At 75.2% G+C, this 24,648-nt stretch carries 26 protein-coding genes; 10 read left to right on the forward strand and 16 right to left on the reverse strand.

Annotated features, from left to right (window positions below):
- Nucleotides 1-13 precede the first annotated feature (13 nt).
- Genes QRT03_RS04285 through QRT03_RS04325 form a run of 9 tightly spaced genes read right to left on the reverse strand, consistent with a single transcriptional unit; the run spans nucleotide 14 to nucleotide 8,546 of the window.
- Nucleotides 14-1,285 carry an MmgE/PrpD family protein gene (locus tag QRT03_RS04285; protein WP_286051270.1) on the reverse strand — a complete coding sequence of 424 codons (1,272 nt, stop codon included), beginning with the start codon at nucleotides 1,283-1,285 and terminating at the stop codon, nucleotides 14-16.
- Nucleotides 1,282-2,286 (reverse strand): LLM class flavin-dependent oxidoreductase, encoded by a 1,005-nt coding sequence (locus tag QRT03_RS04290; protein ID WP_286051271.1) that lies wholly within the window; start codon nucleotides 2,284-2,286, stop codon nucleotides 1,282-1,284. The genes QRT03_RS04285 and QRT03_RS04290 overlap by 4 nt, the downstream gene beginning before the upstream one ends.
- A complete protein-coding gene (locus QRT03_RS04295) occupies nucleotides 2,283-3,125 on the reverse strand; it encodes an alpha/beta fold hydrolase (RefSeq protein ID WP_286051272.1) in 843 nt (280 codons plus the stop codon). The genes QRT03_RS04290 and QRT03_RS04295 overlap by 4 nt, the downstream gene beginning before the upstream one ends.
- Nucleotides 3,122-4,105, reverse strand: coding sequence for a DODA-type extradiol aromatic ring-opening family dioxygenase (locus QRT03_RS04300; protein WP_286051273.1), 984 nt, complete (start codon nucleotides 4,103-4,105; stop codon nucleotides 3,122-3,124). The genes QRT03_RS04295 and QRT03_RS04300 overlap by 4 nt, the downstream gene beginning before the upstream one ends.
- On the reverse strand, nucleotides 4,102-5,436 hold the full coding sequence (locus tag QRT03_RS04305) for a zinc-binding metallopeptidase family protein (protein WP_286051274.1): 1,335 nt from the start codon (nucleotides 5,434-5,436) through the stop codon (nucleotides 4,102-4,104). Before QRT03_RS04305 ends, QRT03_RS04300 begins: the two co-directional genes overlap by 4 nt.
- Entirely contained in the window at nucleotides 5,433-5,564 is a 132-nt protein-coding gene (locus tag QRT03_RS04310; RefSeq protein WP_286051275.1) for a hypothetical protein, read from the reverse strand. Before QRT03_RS04310 ends, QRT03_RS04305 begins: the two co-directional genes overlap by 4 nt.
- Nucleotides 5,565-5,567: 3 nt before the next feature.
- On the reverse strand, nucleotides 5,568-6,356 hold the full coding sequence (locus QRT03_RS04315) for an alpha/beta fold hydrolase (protein WP_286051276.1): 789 nt from the start codon (nucleotides 6,354-6,356) through the stop codon (nucleotides 5,568-5,570).
- Nucleotides 6,346-7,569 carry a Rieske 2Fe-2S domain-containing protein gene (locus QRT03_RS04320; protein ID WP_286051277.1) on the reverse strand — a complete coding sequence of 408 codons (1,224 nt, stop codon included), beginning with the start codon at nucleotides 7,567-7,569 and terminating at the stop codon, nucleotides 6,346-6,348. Before QRT03_RS04320 ends, QRT03_RS04315 begins: the two co-directional genes overlap by 11 nt.
- Before the next feature lie 32 nt (nucleotides 7,570-7,601).
- On the reverse strand, nucleotides 7,602-8,546 hold the full coding sequence (locus QRT03_RS04325; RefSeq protein ID WP_345783230.1) for a PDR/VanB family oxidoreductase: 945 nt from the start codon (nucleotides 8,544-8,546) through the stop codon (nucleotides 7,602-7,604).
- 269 nt (nucleotides 8,547-8,815) lie between these two features.
- Between QRT03_RS04325 and QRT03_RS04330 the strand changes: the two genes are divergently transcribed.
- Nucleotides 8,816-10,147 (forward strand): MFS transporter, encoded by a 1,332-nt coding sequence (locus QRT03_RS04330; RefSeq protein ID WP_286051278.1) that lies wholly within the window; start codon nucleotides 8,816-8,818, stop codon nucleotides 10,145-10,147.
- Nucleotides 10,148-10,267: 120 nt separating this feature from the next.
- Here the strand turns inward: QRT03_RS04330 and QRT03_RS04335 are convergent, their stop codons facing one another.
- From QRT03_RS04335 to QRT03_RS04360, 6 genes are all read right to left on the reverse strand, one after another.
- On the reverse strand, nucleotides 10,268-10,954 hold the full coding sequence (locus tag QRT03_RS04335) for a TetR/AcrR family transcriptional regulator (RefSeq protein ID WP_286051279.1): 687 nt from the start codon (nucleotides 10,952-10,954) through the stop codon (nucleotides 10,268-10,270).
- Between the two features lie 70 nt (nucleotides 10,955-11,024).
- On the reverse strand, nucleotides 11,025-12,005 hold the full coding sequence (locus tag QRT03_RS04340) for a DODA-type extradiol aromatic ring-opening family dioxygenase (protein WP_286051280.1): 981 nt from the start codon (nucleotides 12,003-12,005) through the stop codon (nucleotides 11,025-11,027).
- The gene (locus QRT03_RS04345; protein WP_286051281.1) at nucleotides 12,002-12,898 is read right to left on the reverse strand and encodes an alpha/beta fold hydrolase; all 897 of its coding nucleotides are present in this window, start codon (nucleotides 12,896-12,898) and stop codon (nucleotides 12,002-12,004) included. Before QRT03_RS04345 ends, QRT03_RS04340 begins: the two co-directional genes overlap by 4 nt.
- Nucleotides 12,895-13,401, reverse strand: a complete 507-nt coding sequence (locus tag QRT03_RS04350) for a cupin domain-containing protein (RefSeq protein WP_286051282.1) — start codon at nucleotides 13,399-13,401, stop codon at nucleotides 12,895-12,897. The genes QRT03_RS04345 and QRT03_RS04350 overlap by 4 nt, the downstream gene beginning before the upstream one ends.
- Nucleotides 13,402-14,184 (reverse strand): SDR family oxidoreductase, encoded by a 783-nt coding sequence (locus tag QRT03_RS04355; protein WP_286051283.1) that lies wholly within the window; start codon nucleotides 14,182-14,184, stop codon nucleotides 13,402-13,404.
- Nucleotides 14,185-14,290: 106 nt separating this feature from the next.
- Nucleotides 14,291-14,854: a TetR/AcrR family transcriptional regulator gene (locus QRT03_RS04360; protein WP_286051284.1), complete on the reverse strand. Its 564-nt coding sequence runs from the start codon at nucleotides 14,852-14,854 to the stop codon at nucleotides 14,291-14,293.
- A gap of 88 nt (nucleotides 14,855-14,942) precedes the next feature.
- Between QRT03_RS04360 and QRT03_RS04365 the strand changes: the two genes are divergently transcribed.
- Nucleotides 14,943-16,388 (forward strand): FAD-dependent oxidoreductase, encoded by a 1,446-nt coding sequence (locus QRT03_RS04365; RefSeq protein WP_286051285.1) that lies wholly within the window; start codon nucleotides 14,943-14,945, stop codon nucleotides 16,386-16,388.
- A 2-nt stretch (nucleotides 16,389-16,390) separates the two neighbouring features.
- Here the strand turns inward: QRT03_RS04365 and QRT03_RS04370 are convergent, their stop codons facing one another.
- Complete coding sequence (locus QRT03_RS04370; RefSeq protein ID WP_286051286.1) at nucleotides 16,391-16,696, reverse strand: putative quinol monooxygenase; 306 nt, start codon at nucleotides 16,694-16,696, stop codon at nucleotides 16,391-16,393.
- Nucleotides 16,697-16,786: 90 nt separating this feature from the next.
- On the opposite strand from QRT03_RS04370, the gene QRT03_RS04375 reads away from it, so the two are divergent.
- The 8 genes from QRT03_RS04375 (at nucleotide 16,787) to dinB (ending at nucleotide 24,458) form a co-directional block, all read left to right on the forward strand.
- Nucleotides 16,787-17,548 carry an IclR family transcriptional regulator gene (locus QRT03_RS04375; protein ID WP_286051287.1) on the forward strand — a complete coding sequence of 254 codons (762 nt, stop codon included), beginning with the start codon at nucleotides 16,787-16,789 and terminating at the stop codon, nucleotides 17,546-17,548.
- 119 nt (nucleotides 17,549-17,667) lie between these two features.
- A complete protein-coding gene (locus tag QRT03_RS04380) occupies nucleotides 17,668-18,132 on the forward strand; it encodes a cupin domain-containing protein (RefSeq protein ID WP_286051288.1) in 465 nt (154 codons plus the stop codon).
- Nucleotides 18,133-18,142: 10 nt separating this feature from the next.
- Complete coding sequence (locus tag QRT03_RS04385) at nucleotides 18,143-19,630, forward strand: flavin-containing monooxygenase (RefSeq protein ID WP_286051289.1); 1,488 nt, start codon at nucleotides 18,143-18,145, stop codon at nucleotides 19,628-19,630.
- A 9-nt stretch (nucleotides 19,631-19,639) separates the two neighbouring features.
- A complete protein-coding gene (locus QRT03_RS04390) occupies nucleotides 19,640-20,386 on the forward strand; it encodes an IclR family transcriptional regulator (RefSeq protein ID WP_286051290.1) in 747 nt (248 codons plus the stop codon).
- A 63-nt stretch (nucleotides 20,387-20,449) separates the two neighbouring features.
- Complete coding sequence (locus tag QRT03_RS04395; RefSeq protein ID WP_286051291.1) at nucleotides 20,450-21,241, forward strand: 2-keto-4-pentenoate hydratase; 792 nt, start codon at nucleotides 20,450-20,452, stop codon at nucleotides 21,239-21,241.
- Nucleotides 21,238-22,182 (forward strand): acetaldehyde dehydrogenase (acetylating), encoded by a 945-nt coding sequence (locus tag QRT03_RS04400; RefSeq protein ID WP_286051292.1) that lies wholly within the window; start codon nucleotides 21,238-21,240, stop codon nucleotides 22,180-22,182. The genes QRT03_RS04395 and QRT03_RS04400 overlap by 4 nt, the downstream gene beginning before the upstream one ends.
- Nucleotides 22,179-23,180, forward strand: a complete 1,002-nt coding sequence (dmpG, locus tag QRT03_RS04405; RefSeq protein ID WP_286051293.1) for a 4-hydroxy-2-oxovalerate aldolase — start codon at nucleotides 22,179-22,181, stop codon at nucleotides 23,178-23,180. Before QRT03_RS04400 ends, dmpG begins: the two co-directional genes overlap by 4 nt.
- Nucleotides 23,181-23,207: 27 nt before the next feature.
- On the forward strand, nucleotides 23,208-24,458 hold the full coding sequence (gene dinB / locus QRT03_RS04410; RefSeq protein WP_286051294.1) for a DNA polymerase IV: 1,251 nt from the start codon (nucleotides 23,208-23,210) through the stop codon (nucleotides 24,456-24,458).
- Nucleotides 24,459-24,648: the final 190 nt, after the last annotated feature.

Here is a 24,648-nt window from a genome sequence, read left to right on the forward strand (position 1 = left end):
AGCAACCGTCGTGTTACGGCCCGACCAGGCGTCCGACGTTCGTGACGGCGTCCGGGTCCAGCCAGGGGGCCAGGGCGTCCGGCTCCGACCCGGTGAGCGCGGCCGTCCGCGCGAGCAGGACGTCGTCGGGCAGCGGCGCCGCCGGGTCACCGGGCGGGACGAGGCAGGTGGCGGTCTCGCCGCGCAGCTCGACGTGGGCACCCCAGCGCGCGGGGAAGGCGGCGTCGAGGTCGGGCGCCCCGGCCAGGACCACGGTCACCCGCGGGCCGTGCGCGAGCCCGGCGGCCACCTCGCGGTACCAGCCCGGCTCGGTCGCCCGCCCGACCGCGTGCCCGCGGACGGCGACGGAGGCGCTGGCCGCCGCGGTGGTGGCGTCGTCCGGGACCTCCGTCGCGGTGACGAACGCGCGGGCGGCGGCGGGCAGCGCGACCGTGACGACGTCGCCGTCGCCGGGTCGGACACCCCGGTCGGCCAGCTCGTCGAGGGCCGCAAGCGCGGACTGCAGCGGCCGCGAGCAGGGCCAGCGCTTCGATCCGGTGGCGAGCAGGTGCGGGCCGCTTCCCGACGGCGGGTCGGGGGCGCGTCCGAACGCGGCGGCGGCCGGCCCGTCGAGCAAGGTCGTCGAGGCGGTCAGCCCGGCGCGGGCCCCGAGGGCGGCGCGCAGCCCGGCCCGGGCCGCCGTCCCGCCGAGCAGGTAGTGGCCGTGGCCGAGGACGTCCGCGGAGAGCAGCCCGCCCAGCGACGTGGAGGCCAGCGCGAGCGCCGTCGTCGTCGTGGCCTCGTCGAGGTCGAGCAGGACCGCAGCCGCGGCGGCCGCCGCGATCGGGCCGAACACCGCCGTCGGCCAGCGCCCCGTGGCGTAGAGGGACGGCCCGCCGAAGCTCAGGCTCACCACGGCGCCGGCCTCGTAGCCGGCGACGACGGCGCGGGCCAGGTCGGTCCCGGAGTGGTCGCCGCCCAGCGCGAGCACCGTCGGGACGACGACCGCGCCGAGCGCCATCGCGGACGGGGCGTGCAGCGGGTCCAACTCGTCGAGGTGGGCGAGCACGCCGCCCACCTCGGCGGCGTCCTCGGGGCGGCGCCGCCCGGGCACCCCGGGCAGCGCCACCCCGCCCGGGTCCTCGGCGACCAGCGGCAGCCACGTCCGCGCGAGCGGGTGCGAGGCCCCCGACGCGAGGCAGCCGAGGACGTCGAGGACCTGGCGGCCCGCCTCCCGTCGTGCGGCGGCGTCCGCGTCGTCCGCCGCCGCACGGGCCCGGGAGGCGAGCCGGCCCAGGGTGCTCACGGCCGCAGCCGTGCGAGCAGGTCGTCGGAGAGGTCGGCGAGCAGGCGCGTCGGGAGGTCGTAGGAGCCGACGTGCTGCAGGAACACGCCGTCGACGCCGACCGCGGCGAGCTCGGCGACCCGGACCTCGATCTCCTTGGCCGTTCCGACCAGGCAGAACTCCCGGGCGAAGCGGACCACGGACGCGTCGTCGACGTACGGGTCGCAGAAGCGGACGGCCGCGTCCCAGTCCTCGGCGTGCACGAGGTCGGGGTAGACGCCCTCGACCGTCGCCGGCGGGGTCACCTCGACCCCGGCGGCCGCGAGGGCCGCACCGCCGCCGTTGCGGGCGATCTCCACGCACACCGGCTTGAGTTCGCGGGCGTCGCGCTCGACGTCGTCGGTGACCCGGCAGAACGCCGACACCGTGATCGGGACCGGCGCCCGCCCGGCTGCCTCCGCGCCCTCGGCGACCCGCGCGGTGGCGAAGGCCAACGGCCCGGGGGCCACTCCGGACAGCAGGATCGCGCCGTCCGCCACCTCACCGGCCAGGCGCAGGTTCCGTGGCCCGCTCGCGGCCAGGTGCAGCGGGACGTCGATCGGGTCACGCAGGCGCGACCTCACGGGACCGAACTCCACCTCGTCGCCGGAGAGCAACGCCCGCACCGTCGCCAGGCCCTCGCGCAGCGCGCGTCCCGTCGACGGGGCCATCCCGACCGGCCCGACGGAGCTGTTGCCGACCCCGACGCCGAGGGTGAAGCGGCCGTCGGCGACCTCGGCCACGGTCCGCGCCGCGGAGGCGACGACCGACGGGTGCCGCGTCGCGACGTTGGTGACCGCCGTGCCGAGCCCGACCCGCTCCGTCGCCCCGGCCACGGCGGAGCAGACGGTGAACACGTCGCGCCAGAGCAGCTGGGAGTCCGGGAACCAGAGCTGGTCGAGCCCGGCCGCCTCGGCCTCCCGCGCGAACGCGACGAGGTCGGGCACGGGCGCGCACGGCGGGATGCGCAGGCCGACCTTCACGAGAGGAAGGTCAGCGCGAGGTCGTTGAACCGGGCCGCGTGCTCGTGCTGGGGCCAGTGCCCGCACTCCCCGAAGATCTCGAGCTTGGCGCCGGGGATCGACTCCTGCATGCGGTGGGCCTCGGGGACGTCGCCGAACGGGTTCTGCGCGCCCCAGACGATCAGCGTCGGTGCCTCGATCCGCGCCATCTGCTCCGGCGTGAGCAGGTCCTGCGTGCGGTTCTCCATCTGCTGCAGGCACAGCAGGTGGTCGATGCCCGCGACGAAGGCCGGGCGGTGGTAGATGCGGTGGCGGACGTCGACCAGCTCGTCGGTGACGTTCGCCGGGTCGAACATCAGCAGCTCGAGGCGGCTGCGGGTCAGCGTCCGGTCGTCGGTCTCGACGGCCCGGCGGGTGCTGGTGCGGATGCGCTCCATCACCTCGGGGTTCGCGACGGTGCCGCCCGGCGCGACCAGCACGAGACGGCCCACGCGCTCCGGGTGGTCCGCGGCGAGCCGGCCCGCGACCCACCCGCCGAGCGACTCGCCCAGGAAGTGCGCGCGCTCGATGCCCTGCGCGTCCAGGTAGGCCAGCACGTGCTCGACGTAGCGCGGGATGCGCAGGTCACCGCCCGGGTTCTCGGTGTAGCCGTGGCCGAGCATGTCCACGGCGTGCACCGTGAACCGTTCCGCGAACGCCGGCACGTTGCGCACGAACGCCTCGAGGTGGCCGCTCGTGCCGTGCAGCATCACGACGTGCTCGGGGCCGTCCCCGGCGCGCAGGACGCGGGTGGTCGCGCCGCCGACGGGCTCGTGGGTGATCGAGTAGGAGACCTCGGCGAGGTCGGTCCAGAGGGTCATCGTGCGGCCTCCAGCGTGGTGGTGGGCAGGGGGAGGTGGGCGGGGGTCATGACGGAGACGCCCATGCCGGTGAGCCACGGCCCGACGGCGGCGTAGGCAGCCGTCGTCGCGCGGGGCGGGCCATCGGGGCCGTGCAGGGCGGCCTGGACGGCGATCCACGAGCGGATCTCGTGGGCGCCGTTGCCGGCCTCGGCCTCGAGCTCGTCGTCGGACATCGCGAGGACCTCCGAGAGGTCGCCCGCCTCGAGAGCGGCGAGGAAGCGGGCGTCGAAGTCCGCATTGATGTCGGGCTGCGCGGCGCGGATGATCTGCCGGCGCCGCACCTCGTACTGCGCCCACGAGTCCCGGCCGTTGAGCCAGGCCTCGACCAGGAAGCGGTCGTCGTCGGAGAGGGTCTCGAACCACTTCGGCCACGGCAGCCGGTGCGACAGCCCGCCGGAGGCGATCAGCGCCACCCGACGGTCGACGCCGTCGGCGCGCAGCACCCGCCCGATCGTCGCCCCGAGCGCGGCGATCCGGCGCAGCGGCGGCAGCGGCGGCGCGAACATGTTCACGACGACGGGCACGACCGGCACGTCCAGGTCCGGCACCAGGTGCTGCAGCGAGTGCGTGATGCCGTGGTCGACGGTCAGGCGCAGCGAGAACGCCGGGTCGAAGCCGTCGTCGACCATCCCGTCGACCAGGGTCCGCGCGAGGTCGGGGTCGACCGGCAGCGGCCCGCCGGGGGTCCCCGCCTCGCCGGCGCCGAGGACCTCGCCGACGCCCACCGTGATCGCGGGCATGAGGTCGAGGAACATGCCGCGGAAGTGGTTGGAGCCCACGACGACGACGGCGTCCGGGGCCGCCGCGGCGAGCGCGTCGCGGGCGACGCCGAGCCCGTCGCGGAAGCGGTGGGCCTCCGGCAGGTGGTCGACCTCGTCCCAGTGGGTGTTCATCAGCGTGCTGTGCGAGGCCCCCAGGCCGAGCACGATCTCGCTCACGACGGTGTCCTCTCTCGGGTGCACAGCGACACGGCGGTGTGCACGAGGTGCCGGGCCAGGCGCAGCGCCTCCCGGATGTCGACGACGTTCATCCCGGCCGGGAAGTCCAGCGGGATCGGTGCGTCGGGGCCGATGCGGTCCATGCCGATGCGGGCCGTCGGCAGCCCGCGGTTCCGCAGGATGTTGGCGTCGGTGGCTCCGGAGTTGGCGACGATCGGCGCGTGCTCCCGGCCCTCCAGGTCCTCCCACGCGGCGACCGCGGCCGTGACGACGGCCGCGTCCGGCGGGGTGTGGGTGCCGGGGATCGCGAGCGTCATCTCCCAGTCGACGTCGAGCTCGGGGTGCTCGGCGACGATCGCCGCGATCGCGGCGCCGAACTCCCGGCGCACTTCGGCCGGGGTGGACCGCGGGCTCGTCCGCAGGTCCACCGTGATCCGGGCGAGCGCCGAGGTGGCCGACGCGAGCCGCGGCCAGCCGCCCTCGACGGACGCGACGATGCCCTGCGGCGCGACGAGCCCGTCGGTGTGGGCCGCCGCGTACCGCGGGAACCACTCCTCCAGCGCGGTGATCACCGTGGCCGCGTGGGCGACGGCGTTCCGGTAGGGCATGCGGTGGCGGGACCCGACGTAGGAGAAGGCGCCGCGGACCCGCACCTCGAACCAGCACAGGCCCACCTCCTCCCACGCGACCGCCCAGCCGGGCTTGGCGATCACGGCGTGGTCGGCCCACACGCCCTGTTCGAGCAGGTAGGAGCAGCCGACGCCCTGGCCGGTGTTGCGCCGGGTCAACCCGCGCGCGTCGCGGCCGTTGGTGGGCATCCCGCCGGCACCGAGCCCGACGAGCAGGTCGCCGCGCAACGGGATGCCGGCCGCGGCGATCGCCTCGGCCGCCGCGACGACCGCGGCGCCGTGGCCCTTGGGGTTGCTCGCGCCGAGCCCGAGGACGTGGTCGCCGTGGACCTGCGCCCGCGGCTGCATGTCCGCGCGCAGCTCGGGGCCGATCCAGGGCACGTCCTCGGCCGGGTCACCGACGGTGAAGGTGTCGATCGGCGCGTAGAGCAGCAGGCTCTCGCCCGTGCCGTCGCCGGCGAGGCGACCGTGGGCGTTGGCCTGGCGGTCGTCGAGGGGCTGCACGCGTCCGGCCAGGCCGGCCGCGTCGAGCTGCTCGGCGAGCCAGGCGGCCAGCGGGCCCTCCTCGCCGGTGGGGCTCGGGATGTCGACCATCCCGACGACGAGCTCGGTCAGCCGGGTCGCGGACAGCTGCGAGCAGGCGTCGTCGACCCACCGTCGTTGCTGCTCGGAGAGGGCGTCCGGCCGCGGCGGGGCGCTCATCGGACGGGCCGGACGGTGCGGACGGTCGTGCGGCGACCGAGCTTCGCGAGCAGGCCGGTGCGGGCGGCCACGGCGGTGGCGGCGACGGCGCCGAGCAGGGTGGCCGCAGCGGTGGTGGTGCGGGACATCGGTCAGCTCCCCAGGTGGGCGTCGACGAGGGCGGCGACGGCGTCCGGTCGTTCGGACTGCGGGTGGTGGGCGGTGGCGGCGAGGACGGTGAGGTCGGCCCGGGGGAGTGCGCCGGCGAGGGCGTCGGCGTAGGCCGGGCCGGCGAACGGGTCGTGGCGCCCCCAGATGAGGTGCACCGGGGCGGTGACCGCACCGAGGCGGTCACCGAGGTCCTCCGGGACACCGACGGCCCCGTCCGCCGCGCGGTCGGCCCGGAACCGGGCCGCGACGAGCGCGTCCGGCACCGCCCCGCCGTCGTGCCACTCGGCGGTCGCGATCAGCCGGCGCATCCGGGCGAGGTCGGGCCGGCCGTCGCCGGAGTAGTCCGCGCGCAGCCGGGCGCCGAGCCCGGTGTCGACGGGCAGGCCGGTGATCGCGCCGGGGGTCGGGGTGGGGACGCTGCCGAGCAGCACCATCCGCCCGACGCGCTCCGGGGCGTCCGCCGCGAGGTGCAGCGCGACCAGGCCGCCGTAGGACTGGGCGAGCACGTCGACCCGGTCCGGGCCCAGGCCGTCGAGCAGGTCGCGCAGCGCCGCGGCCGCCGTGCCGAGCCGTGGCCCGCCGGCCGCGGGCGAGCCGCCGTAGCCGGGCAGGTCGACGAGCAGCCAGTTCCGGTCCGGGCGGACGGCGAGCACGGCCGCGAAGTCGCCTGCGGCGTGGCAGCCGGGTCCGCCGCCGTGCAGCACGAGGGTGACGGGTCCCGTCGTCGTCCCGACCCGCTCGTGGGCGAGAGCGGCGGTCTCAGTGGCCACGGCCGCCCACCGTCTGCACCACGACGTCGGCGTCCTCGATGTGCTTGCGCCACGCCGTGAGCGAGAGGTCCGGGCGGTAGAGCCGCTCCGGCGGCGAGTCCATGACGTCGACCATCCAGGCGTCCTGCGCGGTGAACTGCCCGTGGAAGAGCCAGCGGATCGCCGTCAGGTACCTGGCCTTGAACGCCGCGGCCTTCCAGCCGGTCTCGAACCGGACCATGAGCTGCACGTAGCGCACGTGGTCGGCGTCGACCGGGACGTACCACTCGTAGTGGATGAACTGCGGGTAGGCGACGCGCAGGATGCCGGGCAGTCGGATGCTGACGAAGCCGGGCAGGTCCAGCGCGGCGATCACGGGGTTCGCGTCGCCGTTCTTCCCGGGGCGGTCCGGCAGCGGCATCCGCTTCCACCAGCGCTTGTTGCTGAACCGGCCGACGCCCGGGAACTCGGCCTCCCAGTGCACCTCGTCCTGCACGCGGATGAGCCAGCCGTCGCGCTCGACGATGCGCGTCTTGTTCCAGGTCGGCATGACCTTGAACAGCCGCCACAACGCGGTGTTGTGCAGGTACTTGGCGTGCCCCTCGTCGAAGCCGTTCTCGGCCGCGAAGCGCCAGTTGCCGTCCCGGATCTCGTTGCGGCCGCCCAGCACGAGGGTGTTCTCGGTGAGCTCCGCCGGGATGTCGTCCTCGACCGGCGGCGGGGTGCCGTCCTCCCGCAGCTCGCCGATGTAGACGAACACCAGGCCGAGGCGCTCCTCGACGGGGTACGTCGCGACGGAGACCTTGCCGCAGATCGGGGAGTCGGGGCCGTCGGTGATGACGGCGGCGAGGCGGCCGTTCTCCAGGTCGTAGGTCCAGCCGTGGTAGGGGCAGGAGATGGTGCCGGGGAACTGACGGCGGCCCAGCGAGAGCGGCACGCCGCGGTGGGGGCACCGGTCGTGCAGGCCCTTGATCGCGCCGGTCCGGTCGTCGCGGACCAGCACGACCTTCTCGCCGGCGATCGTCACCGGCACCGGCTTGCGCCCGACCTCGTGGGCCCAGACCGCGGGGTACCAGTGGTTGCGGAAGCCCAGCTCGGCCCGGTCGTAGGTGCTCCAGGTCGACCAGTCGGAGCCGGCCTGGACCGGCGGGCCGGGCTCGGCGGCGGGCGCACGGCGGGGTCGGCGGGCGCGGCGGGGGACGGTCTCGTCGGGTGCGGTGGCCTCGGTGGTCACAGTGGTTCTCCTGCGTGGTGGTGGGGGAGCGCCTAGAGGTCGAGCACGAGCTCCGCGCCGCGGGCGCGGGACACACAGGGCGCGAGGACGTCGGTCCGGTCGGGCTCGGTGAGCGCGTCGCGGTGCCACGGCTCGCCGGCGACGACGCCGACGAGGCAGCTGCCGCACACGCCGTCGCGGCAGGCGTTGGGCAGCGTCAGGCCGGCCTCGTCGAGCACCTCGAGCGCGGACCGGTCGGCGGGCACGGTGACCCGCGCGCCGGTGCTGGCCACGACCACGTCGAACGGGGTGAGCACCTCGTCGTCGTCCCGCGCGGCGGCGGCGAAGCGCTCGGCGCGGGGTGCCGGCAGGCCGTGGGCGAGGCAGTGCGCCTCGACGGCGCCGATCAGCCCGGCCGGTCCGCACACCGACACCGCGGTCGCGGCGTCGAGACCGGCGAGCAGGACGTCGAGGTCCGGGGCGCCGTCGACGTCGTCGGTGTGCACCGTCAACCGGCCCGACCCGCCGTCGAGCACGGTGAGGTCGTCCAGGAAGGCCATCGAACGCCGGGACCGACCGAGGTAGACCAGCCGCCAGTCCGTGCCGCGGGCGGCGAGGTCCGCGGCCATCGTCAGGACCGGGGTGATGCCGATGCCGCCCGCGACCAGCAGGTGGCGCGGTGCGTCGGCCAGGGGGAAGTGGTTGCGCGGCCCGCCGACCTCGACCTCGTCGCCGGGGCGCAGCCGCTCGTGGACGTGGGCCGATCCGCCCCGCGACGCCGGCTCGCGCAGCACGGCCACGCGGTAGCGGCGGCGGTGCGCGGGGTCGCCGCACAGCGAGTACTGCCGGACGTGCTCGCCGACCGCGAGGTCGACGTGCGCCCCGGGCTCCCAGCCGGGCAGGACGCGATCGGCGTGGTCGCGCAGCTCGACCGACAGGACGCCGTCGGCCTCCCGACGCAATCCCACGACCTCGAGATCCATCACCGTGTCGTCCACCCGAACCTCCTGTGCGTACTAAGTACGGTACGGAAGATGACACACCGTCGGGCCGATGTCACGGGTCCGCGTATTTCCGTTGTGTGACGACGCTGCGCGATCGAGAAAGCGCTCCTTGACGTCCGTGCGTCGCACCATACAAAGTACGGACACCCGGTCGGACGGTTCAGCGCCAGCGACGTTGCACGCTCCGCGACAGCGACCGGATCATCCCGACGCGCTCCGGCACACCGGCCGGCGACGTCCCCGCCCCTCCCCCCGGAGTCCGCATGTCCGTCACCACCGGACCTCGCCGCAGCCCGGCGAAGGCCGTGATCGCCAGCTGGATCGGCACGACCATCGAGTACTACGACTTCGCGATCTACGGGCTGGCGTCGTCGCTGGTCTTCGCGAAGCTGTTCTTCCCGACCTTCGACCCGCTCGCCGGCACCCTCATCGCGCTGTCGACGTTCGGCGTCGGGTACGTCGCCCGGCCCCTGGGGGCGCTCGTCTTCGGGCACTTCGGGGACCGCGTCGGCCGGCGCACCGTCCTCGTCATCACCCTGTTGCTGATGGGTGGCTCGACGTTCCTGATCGGCCTGCTGCCGAGCTACGGCACCATCGGGATCTGGGCACCGATCCTGCTCGTGGCCCTGCGCGTGCTGCAGGGCATCTCGGTCGGCGGGGAGTACAGCGGGGCCGTCCTGATGACGGTGGAGCACTCCGAGCGGTCCCGACGGGGCGTCCGGGGCGCCCTGGTGAACACCGGGACCTCCGCCGGGATGATCCTCTCCAACCTCGTGTTCCTGGCCGTGCTCACCCTGCCGGAGCCGGCGCTGCTCTCCTGGGGCTGGCGCATCCCGTTCCTGGTCAGCGGCATCCTCGTGGTCATCGGCCTCGTCGTGCGCTGGACGCTGGAGGAGAGCCCGGACTTCATCGAGGCGAAGCAGGCGGGCGCCGTCCGCCGGCTCCCGCTCGTCGAGGTGCTGCGCGGCAGCGGGAAGGCCGTCGTCCTGGTCGCCCTCGCCACGATCTCGGCCGGCATGGTGTTCACGCTGACGACCGTCTTCTCGATCTCCTACGGCCGCACCGCCCTCGGCCTGCCCAGCTCGACGATGCTCGCCGTCCTGCTGCCGGCCGCCGTCGTGCTGCTGATCGCGATCCCGGTCGCCGGACGCCTCGCCGACCGGGTCGGTGTCCGCAAGGTGTTCCTCACCGGTGCGGCCGGGCTCGTCGTCACGCCGTTCCTCTGGTTCGCCCTGCTCGACACCCGCAACTACGGCCTGATGCTGCTCGGGTTCGTGATTGTGTTCCTCGCCTACTCGGCGAACTACGCGGTCTTCCCGGTCTACTTCTCCGGCGTCTTCCCGCCCGCGCTGCGCTTCAGCGGCATGGGCATCGGGTTCACGATCGGCACGATCCTCGGCAACGGGTTCGCCCCCGCGATCGCCGCGTCGCTGCAGGGTTCCACCGGCAGCTGGTGGGCCATCGCGGCCTACATGGCCGTCGGCGCCGTCATCTCCCTGCTCGCGGGGCTGGCGCTGCGCTACCCGACCGACCACGAGGCGTCCCCGGTGACACCGGCGGCCACCGGTCCGGCCGTCCCCGCGGCGGGCAGCTGACGGACTGAGCGAAGGGCCCCCTCGGTCGAATAGATCGACCGAGGGGGCCCTTCGCTCATGCGGTGCCGGATGGGCGATGGGCGCCCACGGCCCGTCTATCCGACCGAGGGGGCCCTTCGCTCAACCACGGCGGGACGGCACCCGGGCGACCGTGCCGGCGATCCACGCGTCCAGGCCGTCCGCGAACTGCTCGTCGGTCGGCAGGGCGGGCAGGTCCGCGGCCAGGCCCACCGTCTCGGGGAAGCGGTCGCGGTCGAGCCCGGCGTAGAAGTGCGAGCGCCGCCGACGGGCCTCCTCGGCGTCGTCCGTCCGACCCCACGTCCGCGGCGTCTCGTAGGCGGAGAAGCCCAGCGCGTAGGTGATGAGGAACCCGTAGCACCGCACGGCGAGCGGCCCCGTGATCCCGGCCGCGGCGAGACGGTGCAGGACCCCCTCCATCGCCCCGACCAACGCGGCCGGGCTGTCGGTCACCCGGGTCGCGAGCAGGCGCACCACGCTCGGGTGCTCCCGCATCATGGCCAGGAACGCGTGCCCCAGCGTGCGCAGGGCGGCCGCCGGCTCGGTGTCGATCTCCTCCGGGAAGGCCATCGACCCGAGGATCCGGTCGCCCATCGCGTCGAGGATCTCGTCCTTGTTGCGGAAGTAGCCGTAGAGGGTCATCACGCCGACGTCGAGGTCCGCGGCGAGGCGCCGGACCGTCAGGCGGTCGAGGTCGGCCTCGGAGTCCGCGATCGCCAGCGCCGCGTCCACGATCCGCTCCGCGGTCAGGGCCGAGGAGTCGTTGCCTCGGCGCCGGCGTGGCGGCACGGGTCCTCCTGGACTCGGACGGGACGTTCGACCGGACAGCGTACGGTGCGACGCCCCGTCCCCGGCCGACCTAGGTCACCCCGCCCGCGGCCACCCTCCCGCGGCCGCCGACCGCCCCGTCGGGCACCGGGAAACTCGTGGCGATCCCCATGCCGGTGATCCACTCCGGCACCGGCTCATAGCTCGACCAGACGGTCGCCCGGCCGCCCGCGGCGTGCGCGACGAGCCACGTGCGCACCTCCTGCCCGCCGCTGCCGGCGGCGGCCTCGATGCCCTCGTGCCCGAGTGCGGCGACGGCCTCCGGGTCGTCGGACGCCAGGCGCTCCAGGAACCACCGGTCCCAGCCGGCGTTGACCGGCGAGTCCGGGTTGCCGGCCATCGCGCGCACCCGCGGCTCGCGGGCGGCCGCGAACGCGACCGGGTCCTGACGGCCGTGGATCAGCGAGGCCCGGCGCTCGCCGACGACGGCGGGGTCCCGCGGGTCGTTCGAGGGCAGCCAGTGCGAGAGCCCGCCCGAGGCGACGACGAGGACCCGCCCGGTCGGGGCCGTCCGCAGTGCCGCACCCAGGGCCTTCCCGACGACGAGGCAGCGCTGCGGTGTCGGCAGCGGCGGCGCGGCGGTGTTCAGCACCAGCGGCACGAGCGGCACACCGGTCCCGCCGAGCAGCATCTCGTAGCCCTGCACGATGCCGTGGTCGACGGTCAGCGAGTAGGAGATGGCGACGTCGACGCCGGCCGCGGTCAGCCCGTCGTACACGGCCCAGGCGAGGTCGGCGGCCACGGGCAGTGGTCCCGAGCGGCTGCCGAAGTCGCCGAACCCGACGACCTCCTCCACGCCCAGCACGAACGGCGGCATGACGTCGTAGAAGTTGCCGTGGAAGTGGTCGGGCCCCACGACGACGACGGCGTCCGGGGCCAGGTCCGCCACCGCCGCGCGGACGCGCTCGGCGTCGGCCAGGAAGCCCGCTCCGGGCGCTCCGGGAGCCGGCGGGTCGAGCAGCGTCGCGAAGGGGGAGTGCGACATCCCGACGACGCCGACGATCTCGCTCACGACGCCCCGCCCAGCAGGAACCGCTCGTGCTCGGCGACGAACTCCGCGGGGCGCTCCCACTGCGGCCAGTGGCCGGCGCCGTGGACCACGTGCAGCTCCGCACCCGGCAGCCACGACCGCAGCATCTCGGCCTCGTCGAGCCCCCCGGTCGGGTCGTGGTCGGTCCACAGCAGCAGCGTCGGCGCGGTGATCCGGCCGACCCAGGACGGGTCCCAGCTGTACCGGGCGCGCGTCGCGGGGTCCTGCAGCACGAGCGTGTTCCCGATGGCGGCGACGAAGCCCTCCCGCGAGTACACCGAGCGTCGCAGGTTCACCAGCTCGTCGGTGACCATCGAGGTGTCGTGGAAGAGCCACGCGACCCGCCGTCGGACGTTCTCGTCGCTGGGATCGGTCACGGCCGTCGTCGTGGACGCCCGCAGCCGGGCCATCACCTCGGGCTTGTTCGCGATGTTGCCCGGGGTGTTCAGGACGAGGCGGCCGACCCGCTCCGGGTGGTGCGCGGCGGTCCACGCGGCCACCCACCCGCCCAGCGACTCGCCGGACAGATGTGCCCGGGCGATCCCGAGGACGTCCAGCAGGCCCACGAGGTGGTCGGAGAGGACGTCCACCGTGTAGGGCACGTCCGGCAGGTCGGACCAGCCGTGGCCGACCATGTCGTAGAGCGTGACCCGGAAGTGCGCGGCGAGCCCGGCGACGTCGCGGGCGTAGGCCTCGAGGTGCCCGCCGGTGCCGTGGATGAGCACCAGGTCGGGGCCGGAGCCGGCGCGCAGCACGCGGGTGCGCACGCCGGCGACGTCGACGTGACGCAGCTCGTGGTCGACGTCGGCGAGCTCGCCCCAGATGCTGACGTGGTCGGGGATCGGCGGGGCGGCGACGGGCGCCGTGGAGGTCATGGTCGGTCTCCTTCTCCGGTGGGGAGGTCGAAGCGGGCGCGGGCGGTGTCCATGTCGACGAGGCCGGCGCTCTGCCGCCGGCCGACGCCGAGCAGGCCGAGCAGCCGCGAGTTCTCGATGGTGAGGAACTCGACGGGCCGGTCGGGAGCGTCGTTGTGGTGGCGGTGCCAGGTCCACGGCGGGGTGTAGACGAACGAGCCCGTCGTCCACGTGACGACCTCGTCCTCGATCTCGGAGTGGCCGTCCCCGGAGACGACGTAGTGGATCGTCTCGTGGTGGTGGCGCTGCATGTCCGAGCTGCCGCCGGGCGGGAAGACCTGCTTGAACAGCTCGAACGTCAGCGTCGGGAGGTCGCCGGCGACGCGCAGGGTGGTCGGGTTGTGCACCTGGTCGGCCGGCAGCGGCTGCAGGTCGGCGTCGTGCACCACGAGCGGGCGCCCGGGGCCGGGCGGGACCTCGTCGCGCAGGGAGCCGAGGAAGTCCGCCATCTCGAAGGTGCTCATTCAGATCGTCTCCGTCCGTCCGCCGTCCACGGTCAGGACGGTCCCGGTCACGTAACCGGCCGCCTCCGACGCGAGGAACCCCACGGCGGCGGCGACCTCCTCCGGGGTGCCGGGCCGTCCGGCGGGGACGACGGCCGTGTCGGCCCGGTCCAGCTCCCCGCGGTCGGCCCCGGTCGCGGCGGCGCGCCGGGCGAGGATCTCGTCGCGGCGCGCCGTGGCCGTGGCCCCGGGCGCCACGCAGTTCACGGTCACGCCGTCCGCGGCCACCTCCCGGGCCAGGAGCTTCGCCGCGGCCGTCATCGCCGCGCGCAGGACGACGGAGACGGCGAGGTCGGGCTGCGGCTGGCGCACCGCGGTCGAGGTCAGGACGACGACCCGGCCGTGGCCGCGGGCGCGCATCCCAGGCAGCGCGGCGCGGGCGAGGGCCAGTGGACCGCGCAGCAGCAGGTCGGCGCCGGCGGCCCACCCGGCGTCGTCGACGTCGAGGATCCGACCCGGCGGCGGCCCCCCGGCGTTCAGGACGAGCACGTCGAGCGGGCCGTGCGCCGCCTCCGCGGCGGCCAGCAGCTCCGGCGCGGCCGCCGGGTCCGCGAGGTCCGCGACGACGGTGGCCACGGCCTGCCCGGTCACGTCGGCGACCTCGTCGGCGGCGTCGCGCAGGGTGGCCGCGGTCCGGCCGACCAGCACGACGTCGCGGCCGTCGGCGGCCAGCCGCCGGGCGATCGCACGCCCGATCCCGCTCCCCGCGCCCCCGACGAGGGCCGGTCCGCTGCTCCCACCCACGAGGCCTCCCCGGCGTCGGAGGGCGGCGACGTGCCGCCCGGGGCCGAGCGTGCGGGGCGGACCACCGCCGGACCGAGACGCGGTCCCACTGAGTAGGACAAGCAGGTCAGACCGGCGCGGGCCCCGTCAGGTAGCCCACCAGCGTCGGCCCGAGCCAGGCCCGCAGCGCGTCGCGGTCCATCGCGGCGATCGCGGGCACGACGAGGACGTGCCGGGCGAACGCCAGCCCGACCACCTGGGAGCCGACCAGGGCGGCCCGTTCCTGCGGGTGGTCCGGCGCGACCGTCGCGAGGGCCGGCCCGGCCTGCTCGAGCAGCACCTCGCGCAACGCCGCAGCGGCCTCCGCGCTGGTGGCCGCCGTCCGCAGCAGCGCGAGCAGGTTCTCGCTCGCGTCGAACAGCGCCACGAACCGGTCCACCAGCGCGTCCGCGATCGCCTCCGGGTCGAGTCCCCGCAGGTCGGGGAGGTCGATGTCCAGGCGGGCGGCCTCGGCGAACAGCGCCGCCTTGCCGCCGAAGTAGCGCACCACCAGGGCGGGATCGACGCCGACCGCCTCGCCGACCGCCCGCAGCGTCACGCGGTCGTAGCCGTCGCGGGCGAAGAGCGTGCGGGCGGCGGTGAGGAGGTCCGCACGGGTGCGGACGGCGTCCCGGCCACGGGGAGGAGCCACGTCGCGAGCCTAAGTCACCGACCGTTGACCTCGACGACGGGCCGGGTCTACCGTCGAAGTCATCGAGCATTGACTTGAGGAGGTCGACATGGACGAGTTCGACGTCGTCGTGGTGGGAGCCGGACCGACCGGCTCGACGGCCGCGGGGGACCTCGCCCGGCGCGGCCGCCGGGTCGCCGTCGTTGAACGCTGGCCGTCCCGCCACCCGGGCAGTCGCGCCTTCGCCGTCATGCCCAGGACGCTCGAGATGCTGGCGCACCGCACCGTCGAGGGCCGCCCGGTCACGGAGACGCTGCTCGGACTCGGCACGCCGGTCCCCCGGGTCCGCCTCTGGCACGGCGCCGCGATCCGCCTGGACCGGCTCGACACCGCGTACCCGCACGGCCTCGTCGTCCCGCAGACGCACGTCGACCGCCTGCTCGAGGACCGGGCCCGCGAGGCGGGCGCGACGGTCCTGCGCGGGCACGAGGTCGTGGGCCTGGAGCAGGACGACACCGGGGTCGAGCTGCGGACCGCTCCCCACGACGGCGGGCCGGTGCGCTCGCTGCGGGCCCGGTACGTCGTCGCGGCGGACGGCTCCCGCTCGACGGTGCGCGAGCTGCTCGGCGTGGAGTTCCCCGGCCGGTCGGTGCTCTCGTCGGTGGTGCTCGCGGACGTCCGGCTCGCGGCACCGCCCGCGGGCGAGGGCCTGACCCTCGGTGGCACCCGGGAGGAGTTCGGGTTCCTCGCGCCCTACGGCGACGACCGGTACCGCTCGATGACCTGGTCACGGTCCCGGCAGCTCCCCGACGACGCCCCGGTGGACGACGACGAGATCGGCCCGGTCCTGGCCCGCGCGCTGGGCCGCGACGTCGGGGTGACCGCGGTCGACTGGCGCTCCCGGTTCCACTGCGACGAGCGCCAGGTGGCCCGCTACCGGCACGGCCGGGTGCTGCTCGCCGGGGACGCCGCCCACGTGCACTCGCCGATGGGCGGACAGGGCATGAACACGGGCATCCAGGACGCGGCCAACCTCGGCTGGAAGCTCGACGCGGTCCTCGGTGGGGCCGACGACGCGGTGCTCGACACCTACCACGACGAGCGGCACCCGATCGGCCGCCGCGTCCTGCTCCAGAGCGGGCTCATGATGCGGGCGATCACCCTGCACCCGCGGCCGGCCCGTGCCGTGCGGGACGTGGTGAGCACGCGGCTGCTCGCCTCCCGCGCCGGCAACGCCGCGATCGCGGGCAGCTTCGCCGGGACCGGCCTGCGCTATCGGTCCGGTCCCGGCGACCACCGCCTCGTCGGGACCCCCGCGACCCGGGTGCCGCTCGCCGAGGGCACCGTCGGCGACCGCGACGACGTCGGCTTCCTGTTGGTCCGCGCCGCGGGGACGCCTCCGGAGCCGGGAGCGCCCGCCCAGGCGGAGCGGCGCGGCCCGGGCCCGTCGCTGCTCGTCCGGCCGGACGGCTACGTCGCCTGGGCCGGTCACGACGACGGGTGGTGCGCGACCCTCGCGCGCTGGACCGGCACGCGAGCGGTGGCCGCGCGGTGAGCTCACCCGGTCGCGGCCCGCTCCACCAGGGTCGCCGTGGTGATGACGGGCGGGGCCGCGAAGACCGTCCCGACCAGCGAGTTCACGTGGTCGCGGCCGGAGTCGCCCTCGATGTGCGCCTCCAGGGCGGCCCGGTCGGCGAAGGTGTCGAAGATGCCGTAGGTGGTGTCGTCGATGCGCACCACGAAGAAGCTCGTGGTGCCGGGCTCGGCCTCCAGCACGCGGCGCGACCGGGCGAAGACCTCCTCCGCCTCGGCCTGCCGCCCGGGCAGGACGTCGATCGTGGCCCAGACCGCCAGCTCGCTCATCGGTCCCTCCGATCCGTCGCGGCCCCGCACTACGCTGACGCGGGACCTCCCGGGTCGGAGCGTGCCCGTCGTGTCCGGAGCGGGGTGAGGATGAGTCCCACCGAGCGGGATGCCGGTCCGGCCGCCGCCCTCGACCGGGCCGCCGCGATCCTCGACGCGTTCGACGCCGAGCACCGCGAGCTCACCCTCGCCGCGCTGGTCGCCCGCTGCGGACTGCCCCGCTCGACCACGCACCGCACGGCCGACCGCATGCTCCGGCTGGGCTGGCTGGACAAGCCCGGCGACCGCTACCGCGTCGGCGAGCGACTGTTCGAGATCTCCGGTCTGGCCCCGGTGCGCCACGAGCTGCGCGAGGCCGTCCTGCCGTTCCTGCAGGACCTCTACGCCGCGACGAAGGTCGCGGTACAGCTCGGCGTCCTGCGCGGGCCGGAGATCCTCGTCGTCGAGAAGATCACCGGGCACCGGCCGCTGCCGATGCTCTCCCAGGTCGGCGGGACGATCCCCACGTACTGCTCCGGGCTCGGGCGGGCGATCCTGGCGCACTCGTCGCCCGAGGTCGTGGACGAGGTCATCGCGGCCGGCATGCCCGCCCGCACCCCGCGGACCCTCACCAGCCCGACCGCCCTGCGCCGCGAGCTCGCGACGATCCCGCCGCGCGGCTGGGCGGCCGACCGCGAGGAGGGCAACGTCGGCATCTCCTGCGTCGCCGCCCCGGTGTTCGGGCCGCTCGGCGAGGTCGTCGCGGCCATCTCCGTGACCGGCCCGACCGGGGCCGTGCGGGCGGAGCGGGCCGGGCCCGCCGTCCAGATGGCCGCCGCCGCGGCCTCCCGGGCCTACTCGGCCCGGCGCTAGGCCCCCGCGTCCCACTCACCGGGACGCCTCGTTGGAGGGCGGGCCGTGCGCGCCGCACTGTGACCCGCAGCACGCCGGCGCGGCTCCGCGCCGGCTCCGCACGGACGAAGGAGCACGTCATGTCACTGGGCGGCGGCTACATGCTGTCCTCGCGCGAGGGCCGGCAGATCCCGGCCATCGGCCTGGGCATCACGGCCAAGGCGACCGGCGAGTCGACCCGCGACGCCTACTCACTGTTCGAGTACGCGATCCCGAGCGGGGTGAACGGCCCGCCGCCGCACGTGCACACCCGCGAGGACGAGTCGTTCATCTGCCTCGCCGGGCAGCTCGAGGTGATGCTCGGCGGCGAGACGTTCGTGCTGTCGCACGGCGACTACCTGCTGCTGCCGCGCGACGTCGTGCACACCTTCCGCAACCCGTTCGACGACGAGGCCCGCGTCATCTCGGTCGTCTCCCCGGCCGGTCTCGAGGCGTACTACCAGGCGCTCGCGGACCTCCCGCCCGGGCCGAAGGACATCTCGGTGATGGAGTCGGTGATGAGCCGCTTCGGCATCGAGCTGCGCCTCCCGGCGACGCAGGGCTGAGGGCCGCGCCGTGCGGATCGCCGTCGTCGGCGCCGGGGTCGCCGGGCTGTGCACCGCCAAGGTGCTCGCCGCGGCCGGCCACGACGTCGTCGTGATCGACCGGACGCCCGACGTGGGCGGGGTCTGGAGCGCCACCCGCCGCTACCCGGGCCTGTGCACGCAGAGCGCGAAGGACACCTACGCGTTCTCCGACCACCCGATGCCCGCCGAGTTCCCGGAGTGGCCCGACGGCGAGCAGGTGCAGGCCTACCTCGCCTCCTACGCCGAGCGCTTCGGGGTCGACCGGCTGCTGCGACTCGGGACGGAGGTCGTCCGCGCCGAGCAGCTCGACGCGGGCTGGCGCCTCACGACGCGCCCGGTCGACGGCAGCGCCGAGGTCACCGAGACGGTCGACCACCTCGTCGTCGCGAACGGGGTCTTCTCGGAGCCCGCCCTGCCGGACTTCGCCGGCCTGGAGGACTTCACGACGGCGGGTGGGCGCGTCGCGAGCTCGAGCGGCTTCGCGGACGCCGGGTCGCTCGACGGCGCGCACGTCGTGGTCGTCGGCTACGGCAAGTCCGCGTGCGACGTCGCGGTGGCGGTCGCCGACGCCGCCGCGAGCACGGACGTGATCGCCCGGCAGCTGCTGTGGAAGGTGCCGCGCCACATCGGTGGCGTGCTCAACTTCAAGCACCTGCTGCTGACGCGCATGGGCGAGGCGCTGTTCCGCTACATCCGGCTGCAGGGCTTCGAGAAGGTCATCCACGGTCCCGGCCGGCGGGTGCGGGCCAGGATGATGGCCTCGGTCGGCGCGATCGCGACGCGGCAGGACCGGCTGCGCGAGCTCGACCTCGTCCCCCGCGGCCGCTTCGAGGACATCGTCCGCGGCGCCATCGGCCTGACGACGGAGGGCTTCTTCGAGCGCGTCCGCTCCGGGGTGATCCGCGTGCGCCGCGACCGCGTCGTCGTCCGGCTGCTGGAGAAGGAGGGGGTGCCGCACGTCGAGCTGGACGACGGCACCGTCCTGCGCGCGGACCTGCTGCTCTGCGCGACCGGGTTCCGGCAGGGGGTCGCATTCCTCGACCCCGAGCTGCACGCCCGGCTGCTCGACGAGCACGGCAACTACCGGCTCTACCGGCAGATCCACCCCGTCGACGTCGAGAACCTGTCCTTCGCCGGCTACAACTCGTCATTCTTCAGCCCGCTCAACGCCGAGATGGCGGCGGTCTGGATCGCGGCACGGCTCGCGGGCCGGCTCGCACTGCCGGAGAAGGAGGCGATGCGGGCGCACGTCGACGCGCAACTGGCGTTCATGGACGACGCGACCGACGGCCACCACTGCCGCGGGACGAAGATCATCCCGTTCTCGCTGCACAACGTCGACGAGGTCCTCGGCGACCTGGACCTGCAGATCCCGGCCCGCGTGCGGGCGGCGCAGTGGCTCAACCCGGTCGACCCCGGGGCCTACCGCGACGTCACCCCGCGGCTCCTGGCCCGGCTCGGGACGGCCCCGGTCTAGCCTGGGGCGATGGTGCCCGCGACGGTGCTGGGCAAGGCGCTGGCCGTGCTGCAGGCCTTCACCGTCGAGGACACCGAGCTCGGGTTCGCCGAGCTGGGCCGCCGCACCGGGCTGGCGAAGGGGACGCTGCACCGCACCCTGGCCGAGCTGGTGGAGCACCGGCTCCTGGAGCGTCCCGACGGCCGGTACCGCCTCTCCGGGCTCGTGTTCGAGCTCGGCATGCGGGCCGCCGTCGAGCGGAGCCTGCTCGAGGTCGCGGCGCCCTACCTCGAGGACCTCTACGAGCGCACCCACGAGACCGTGCACCTCGGGGTCCGGGAGGGCACCGAGGTGGTCTACGTGTCCAAGACCGGCGGCCACCGCCAGGTCGACGCGCCCAGCCGGCTGGGCGGGCGGATGCCGCTGCACGCGACCGCGATCGGGAAGGTCCTGCTCGCCCACGCCGGGCCCGAGGTGCGCGACGAGGTGCTGCGCGGGCCGCTGCCCCGCCGCACCCCGCGCACCGTCGTGAACGTCGAGGTCCTGCGCCGTCAGCTCGACCGCGCTCTCGTCGAGGGCGTCACCTTCGAGCACGAGGAGTCCGCCGTCGGCGTCACCTGCGTCGCGGCGGTCGTGGGCGACGGCGAGGGCGGTGCGCACGCGGCCGTCAGCGTGACGGGGCCGGTGCACCGGTTCGAGCCGCGCCGGCACGTCGAGGCGGTGCGGGCGGCCGGGGCGGGGATCGCGGCGATGCTGGCGCGGCGCCGGCCGTCCTGAGAGTTCCGTCCGACGGAACTCGGTGCTGGGTCGCCGGGGTGCCGGTGTCCGAGGCTGGCCCGCATGAGCCTCCCGACGAGCACGGCGGTCGCCGACGCGGCCGACCGGCTCCTGCACGCCGCCCGCACCGGGGAGGCCTGCGCCCCGGTCCGCGACCTGATCGGCCCGGACGACCTCGACGCCGCCTACGCCGTCGCGCAGCGGGTGGTCGCCGGGCTCGGCCGGCGACCGGTGGGCCGCAAGATCGGCCTCACCTCGCCCGCGGTCCAGGCCCAGCTCGGCGTGGACCAGCCGGACCTCGGCGTGCTGCTCGAGGGGATGGCGGTGCCGCACGAGGGCACGCTGGCCCTCGACCGGCTCGTCGCGCCGCGCGTCGAGGCCGAGATCGCCTTCGTCCTCGGGGCGGACCTCCTCGACGGTCCGCTGGGTCCCGACGACGTCCGGGGCGCGGTCGCGCACCAGGTCGCGGCCCTCGAGATCGTCGACAGCCGCATCGCCGACTGGGACATCACGGTGGCCGACACCGTCGCGGACAACGGGTCGAGCGCGGCCTACGTGCTCGGGCCGACGACGGTCGCCCTCGCCGACGTCGAGCCCGTCGGGGTCGCGATGACCCTGACCCGCAACGGCGAGGAGGTCTCCTCGGGGACCGGCGCCGCCTGCCTCGGCGATCCGCTCGCCGCCCTGTCCTGGCTCGCGCGGACCGCGCGTGCGTTCGGGGATCCCCTGCGCGCCGGTCAGGTCGTGCTCTCCGGCGCGCTCGGGCCGATGGTCCCCGCGACCGCCGGCGACGTGTTCACCGCCCACCTCACCGGCCTCGGCGAGGCCACCGTCACCCTCGGAGGACGCCCATGACCACCCGGGTCGCCGTCATCGGTTCCGGCAACATCGGCACCGACCTCATGATCAAGGTCCTGCGCCTGTCGTCGTCGCTCGAGATGGGCGCGATGGTGGGCATCGACCCGGCGTCGGACGGTCTCGCGCGGGCCGCCCGCCTCGGGGTCCCGACGACGGCCGCGGGCGTCGAGGGGCTCCTCGACCTGCCCGGCTTCGACGGGATCGGCATCGTCCTCGACGCCACGTCGGCCGGGGCGCACCGGCACAACGCCGAGGTGCTCGCGCCGTCCGGCGTGCGCCTGATCGACCTCACCCCGGCCGCGATCGGCCCGATGGTCGTGCCCGCGGTGAACCTCGCCGACCACCTCGACGCCCCCGACGTCAACATGGTGACCTGCGGCGGCCAGGCCACCGTGCCGATCGTCGCCGCGATCGCGTCCGCGGTGCCGGTGCCCTACGCGGAGATCGTCGCCTCGATCGCCTCCCGCTCGGCCGGTCCGGGCACGCGGGCGAACATCGACGAGTTCACCGAGACGACGGCCCGCGCGATCGAGACCGTGGGTGGCGCGGGCCGCGGCAAGGCGATCATCGTCCTCAACCCCGCCGAGCCGCCGCTGATCATGCGCGACACCGTGCTCGCCCTGGTCGACGCCCCGTCCCCGGAGCAGCACGAGGCGATCCGCGCCTCGGTCGCGCGGATGGTCGAGGCGGTCGCCGCGTACGTGCCGGGCTACCGGCTGGTGCAGCGGGTGCAGATCGACCCGCTGCCGGCCGACCTGCCGGTGCACACCCTGACGGCCGCCCCTGCGACGCACCGGGTGTCGGTGTTCCTGCAGGTCGAGGGCGCCGCGCACTACCTCCCGGCCTACGCCGGGAACCTCGACATCATGACCAGCGCCGCGCTGCGCGTGGCCGAGGCGCTCGCCGCCGGGCGGGTCCGACCGGAGGTCGGCGCATGAGGCTGTTCGTCCAGGACGTGACCCTGCGGGACGGGATGCACGCCATCCGGCACCGCCTCGCACCGGAGCGGGTGGCCGCGATCGCCGCGGCGCTCGAGGCCGCCGGGGTCGACGCCGTCGAGGTCGCGCACGGCGACGGGCTCGCGGGCGGCTCGCTGACCTACGGCCCCGGCAGCCACGCCGACGGCGAGTGGATCACCGCCGCGGCCGGGGTGCTGGAGCGGGCACGCCTCACGACGCTGCTCCTGCCGGGCATCGGCACGGTGGCCGACCTGCGGCGGGCGCACGCGCTCGGCGTCCGCTCGGTGCGGGTGGCGACGCACTGCACCGAGGCCGACGTCGCCGCCCAGCACATCTCCGAGGCCCGTGCGCTGGGCATGGACGTCTCCGGGTTCCTCATGATGAGCCACATGGCGCCGGCGGCGGAGCTCGCGCGGCAGGCGTCGCTGATGGAGTCGTACGGCGCGCACTGCGTCTACGTCACCGACTCCGGCGGGCGCCTGCTGCCCGAGGGCGTGCGGGAGCGGGTGCGGGCCTACCGCGACCTGCTCGACGCCGCCACCGAGGTCGGGATCCACGCGCACGAGAACCTGTCGTTGTCGGTGGCGAACTCGGTGGCCGCGGTGCAGGAGGGCGCGGTGCGGGTCGACGCCTCGCTCGCGGGCCAGGGCGCCGGCGCGGGCAACACCCCGCTCGAGGCGTTCGTCGCGGTCGCCGACCTGTACGGCTGGGAGCACGGCTGCGACCTGTTCGCCCTGCAGGACGCGGCGGAGGACCTGGTGCGCCCGTTGCAGGACCGCCCGGTGCGGGTGGACCGGGAGACGCTGACCCTGGGCTACGCCGGCGTGTACGGCTCGTTCCTGCGACACGCGGAGTCGGCGGCGGCCACGCACGGGGTGGACGTGCGGGAGCTGCTCGTCGCTGCGGGGGACCGCCGGCTGGTGGGCGGCCAGGAGGACATGATCGTCGACATCGCGCTGGAGCTGGCGGCGCGCTGACCCTCGCGGCCGTGGGAACATGAGTTCGTGTCGGGGGATCGCGAGGGGGCCGCGACGATCCTGCACGCCGACCTCGACGCGTTCTACGCCTCCGTCGAGCAGCGTGACGACCCCGACCTGCGCGGACGCCCCGTGCTCGTCGGCGGCGGTGTGGTGCTCGCGTGCAGCTACGAGGCGAAGCGCGCGGGTGTGCGCACGGCCATGAACGGCCGGCAGGCCCGGGCGCTGTGTCCCGACGCCGTCGTCGTCTCGCCCCGCATGGAGGCGTACTCGGCGGCGTCGAAGGACGTCTTCGAGATCTTCCGCGACACGACGCCGCTGGTCGAGGGCATCTCCATCGACGAGGCGTTCCTCGAGGTCGGGGGGCTCGCGCGGCTGGTCGGCACGCCGCGCGACATCGCCGCGCGGCTGCGGGGGCGGGTGCTCGCCGAGGTCGGGCTGCCGATCACCGTCGGCGTCGCGCGGACGAAGTTCCTGGCCAAGGTGGCGAGCGGCGTCGCGAAACCGGACGGGCTGCTCGTCGTCGACCCGGACGCCGAGCGGGAGTTCCTGCACCCGCTGCGGGTCGAGCGGCTGTGGGGCGTCGGCGCGGTGACCGCGGCGAAGTTGCACGGGTTGGGGATCCACACGGTCGCCGACGTCGCGGACCTGGGCGAACCGGCGCTGGTGTCGCTGCTGGGGCCGGCCGCGGGGCACCACCTGCACGCGCTGGCGACGTTCTCCGACCCGCGCCGCGTGACCCCGGGCGTCCGCCGGCGGTCGATCGGCTCGCAGCGGGCGCTGGGGAACCGCCGCCGCAGCCCGGCGGAGCTGGACACGATCCTCGCCGGGATCGTCGACCGGCTCGCCCGGCGCCTGCGCGACGGCGGTCGGACGTGCCGGACGATCGTGCTGCGCCTGCGCTTCGGCGACTTCACCCGCGTCACGCGCTCGCACACCCTGCGGACCGCCACCGACCGCACCGCACCCATCGACGCCGCCGCCCGCGAACTGCTGGCCGAGTCGATGTCGATGATCCTCGACCGGGGGATCACGCTGATCGGCCTCTCGCTGGCCAACCTCGACCGGGAGGGCCGCGAGCAGCTCGAACTGCCCCTCGACTCCCGCGACGAGCCGGCGACCGCACTGGCCGGCGCCGAGGTCGAGCGGAGCCCCGCCGCGCTCGACCAGGCCCTCGACGCCATCCACACCCGCTTCGGCTCCGCGGCGGTCGGCCGGGCCACCCAGCTGGGCCGCGACCCCGGGATCTCGGTGCCGGTCCTGCCGGAGCACGAGTAGCCCGGCCCGCCCGCCGAGAGGTACACCAGGCACCGTCCGGGCCGCTGCGAGGTGCGTCCTGTGCTTCTCGCGTGTGCGCCGGGCGGTGGTCCGTTCGCGAGAGGTACGTCAGGCACCTTGCGGGCCGCTGCGGGGTGCCTCTGCTTCTCGCGTGTGCGCCGGCGATCGGAGCCGCGCCGACCCTGCGTCG

This window comes from Actinomycetospora termitidis, from assembly GCF_030286555.1.
In the GTDB taxonomy this organism is placed as follows: Bacteria; Actinomycetota; Actinomycetes; order Mycobacteriales; family Pseudonocardiaceae; genus Actinomycetospora; species Actinomycetospora termitidis.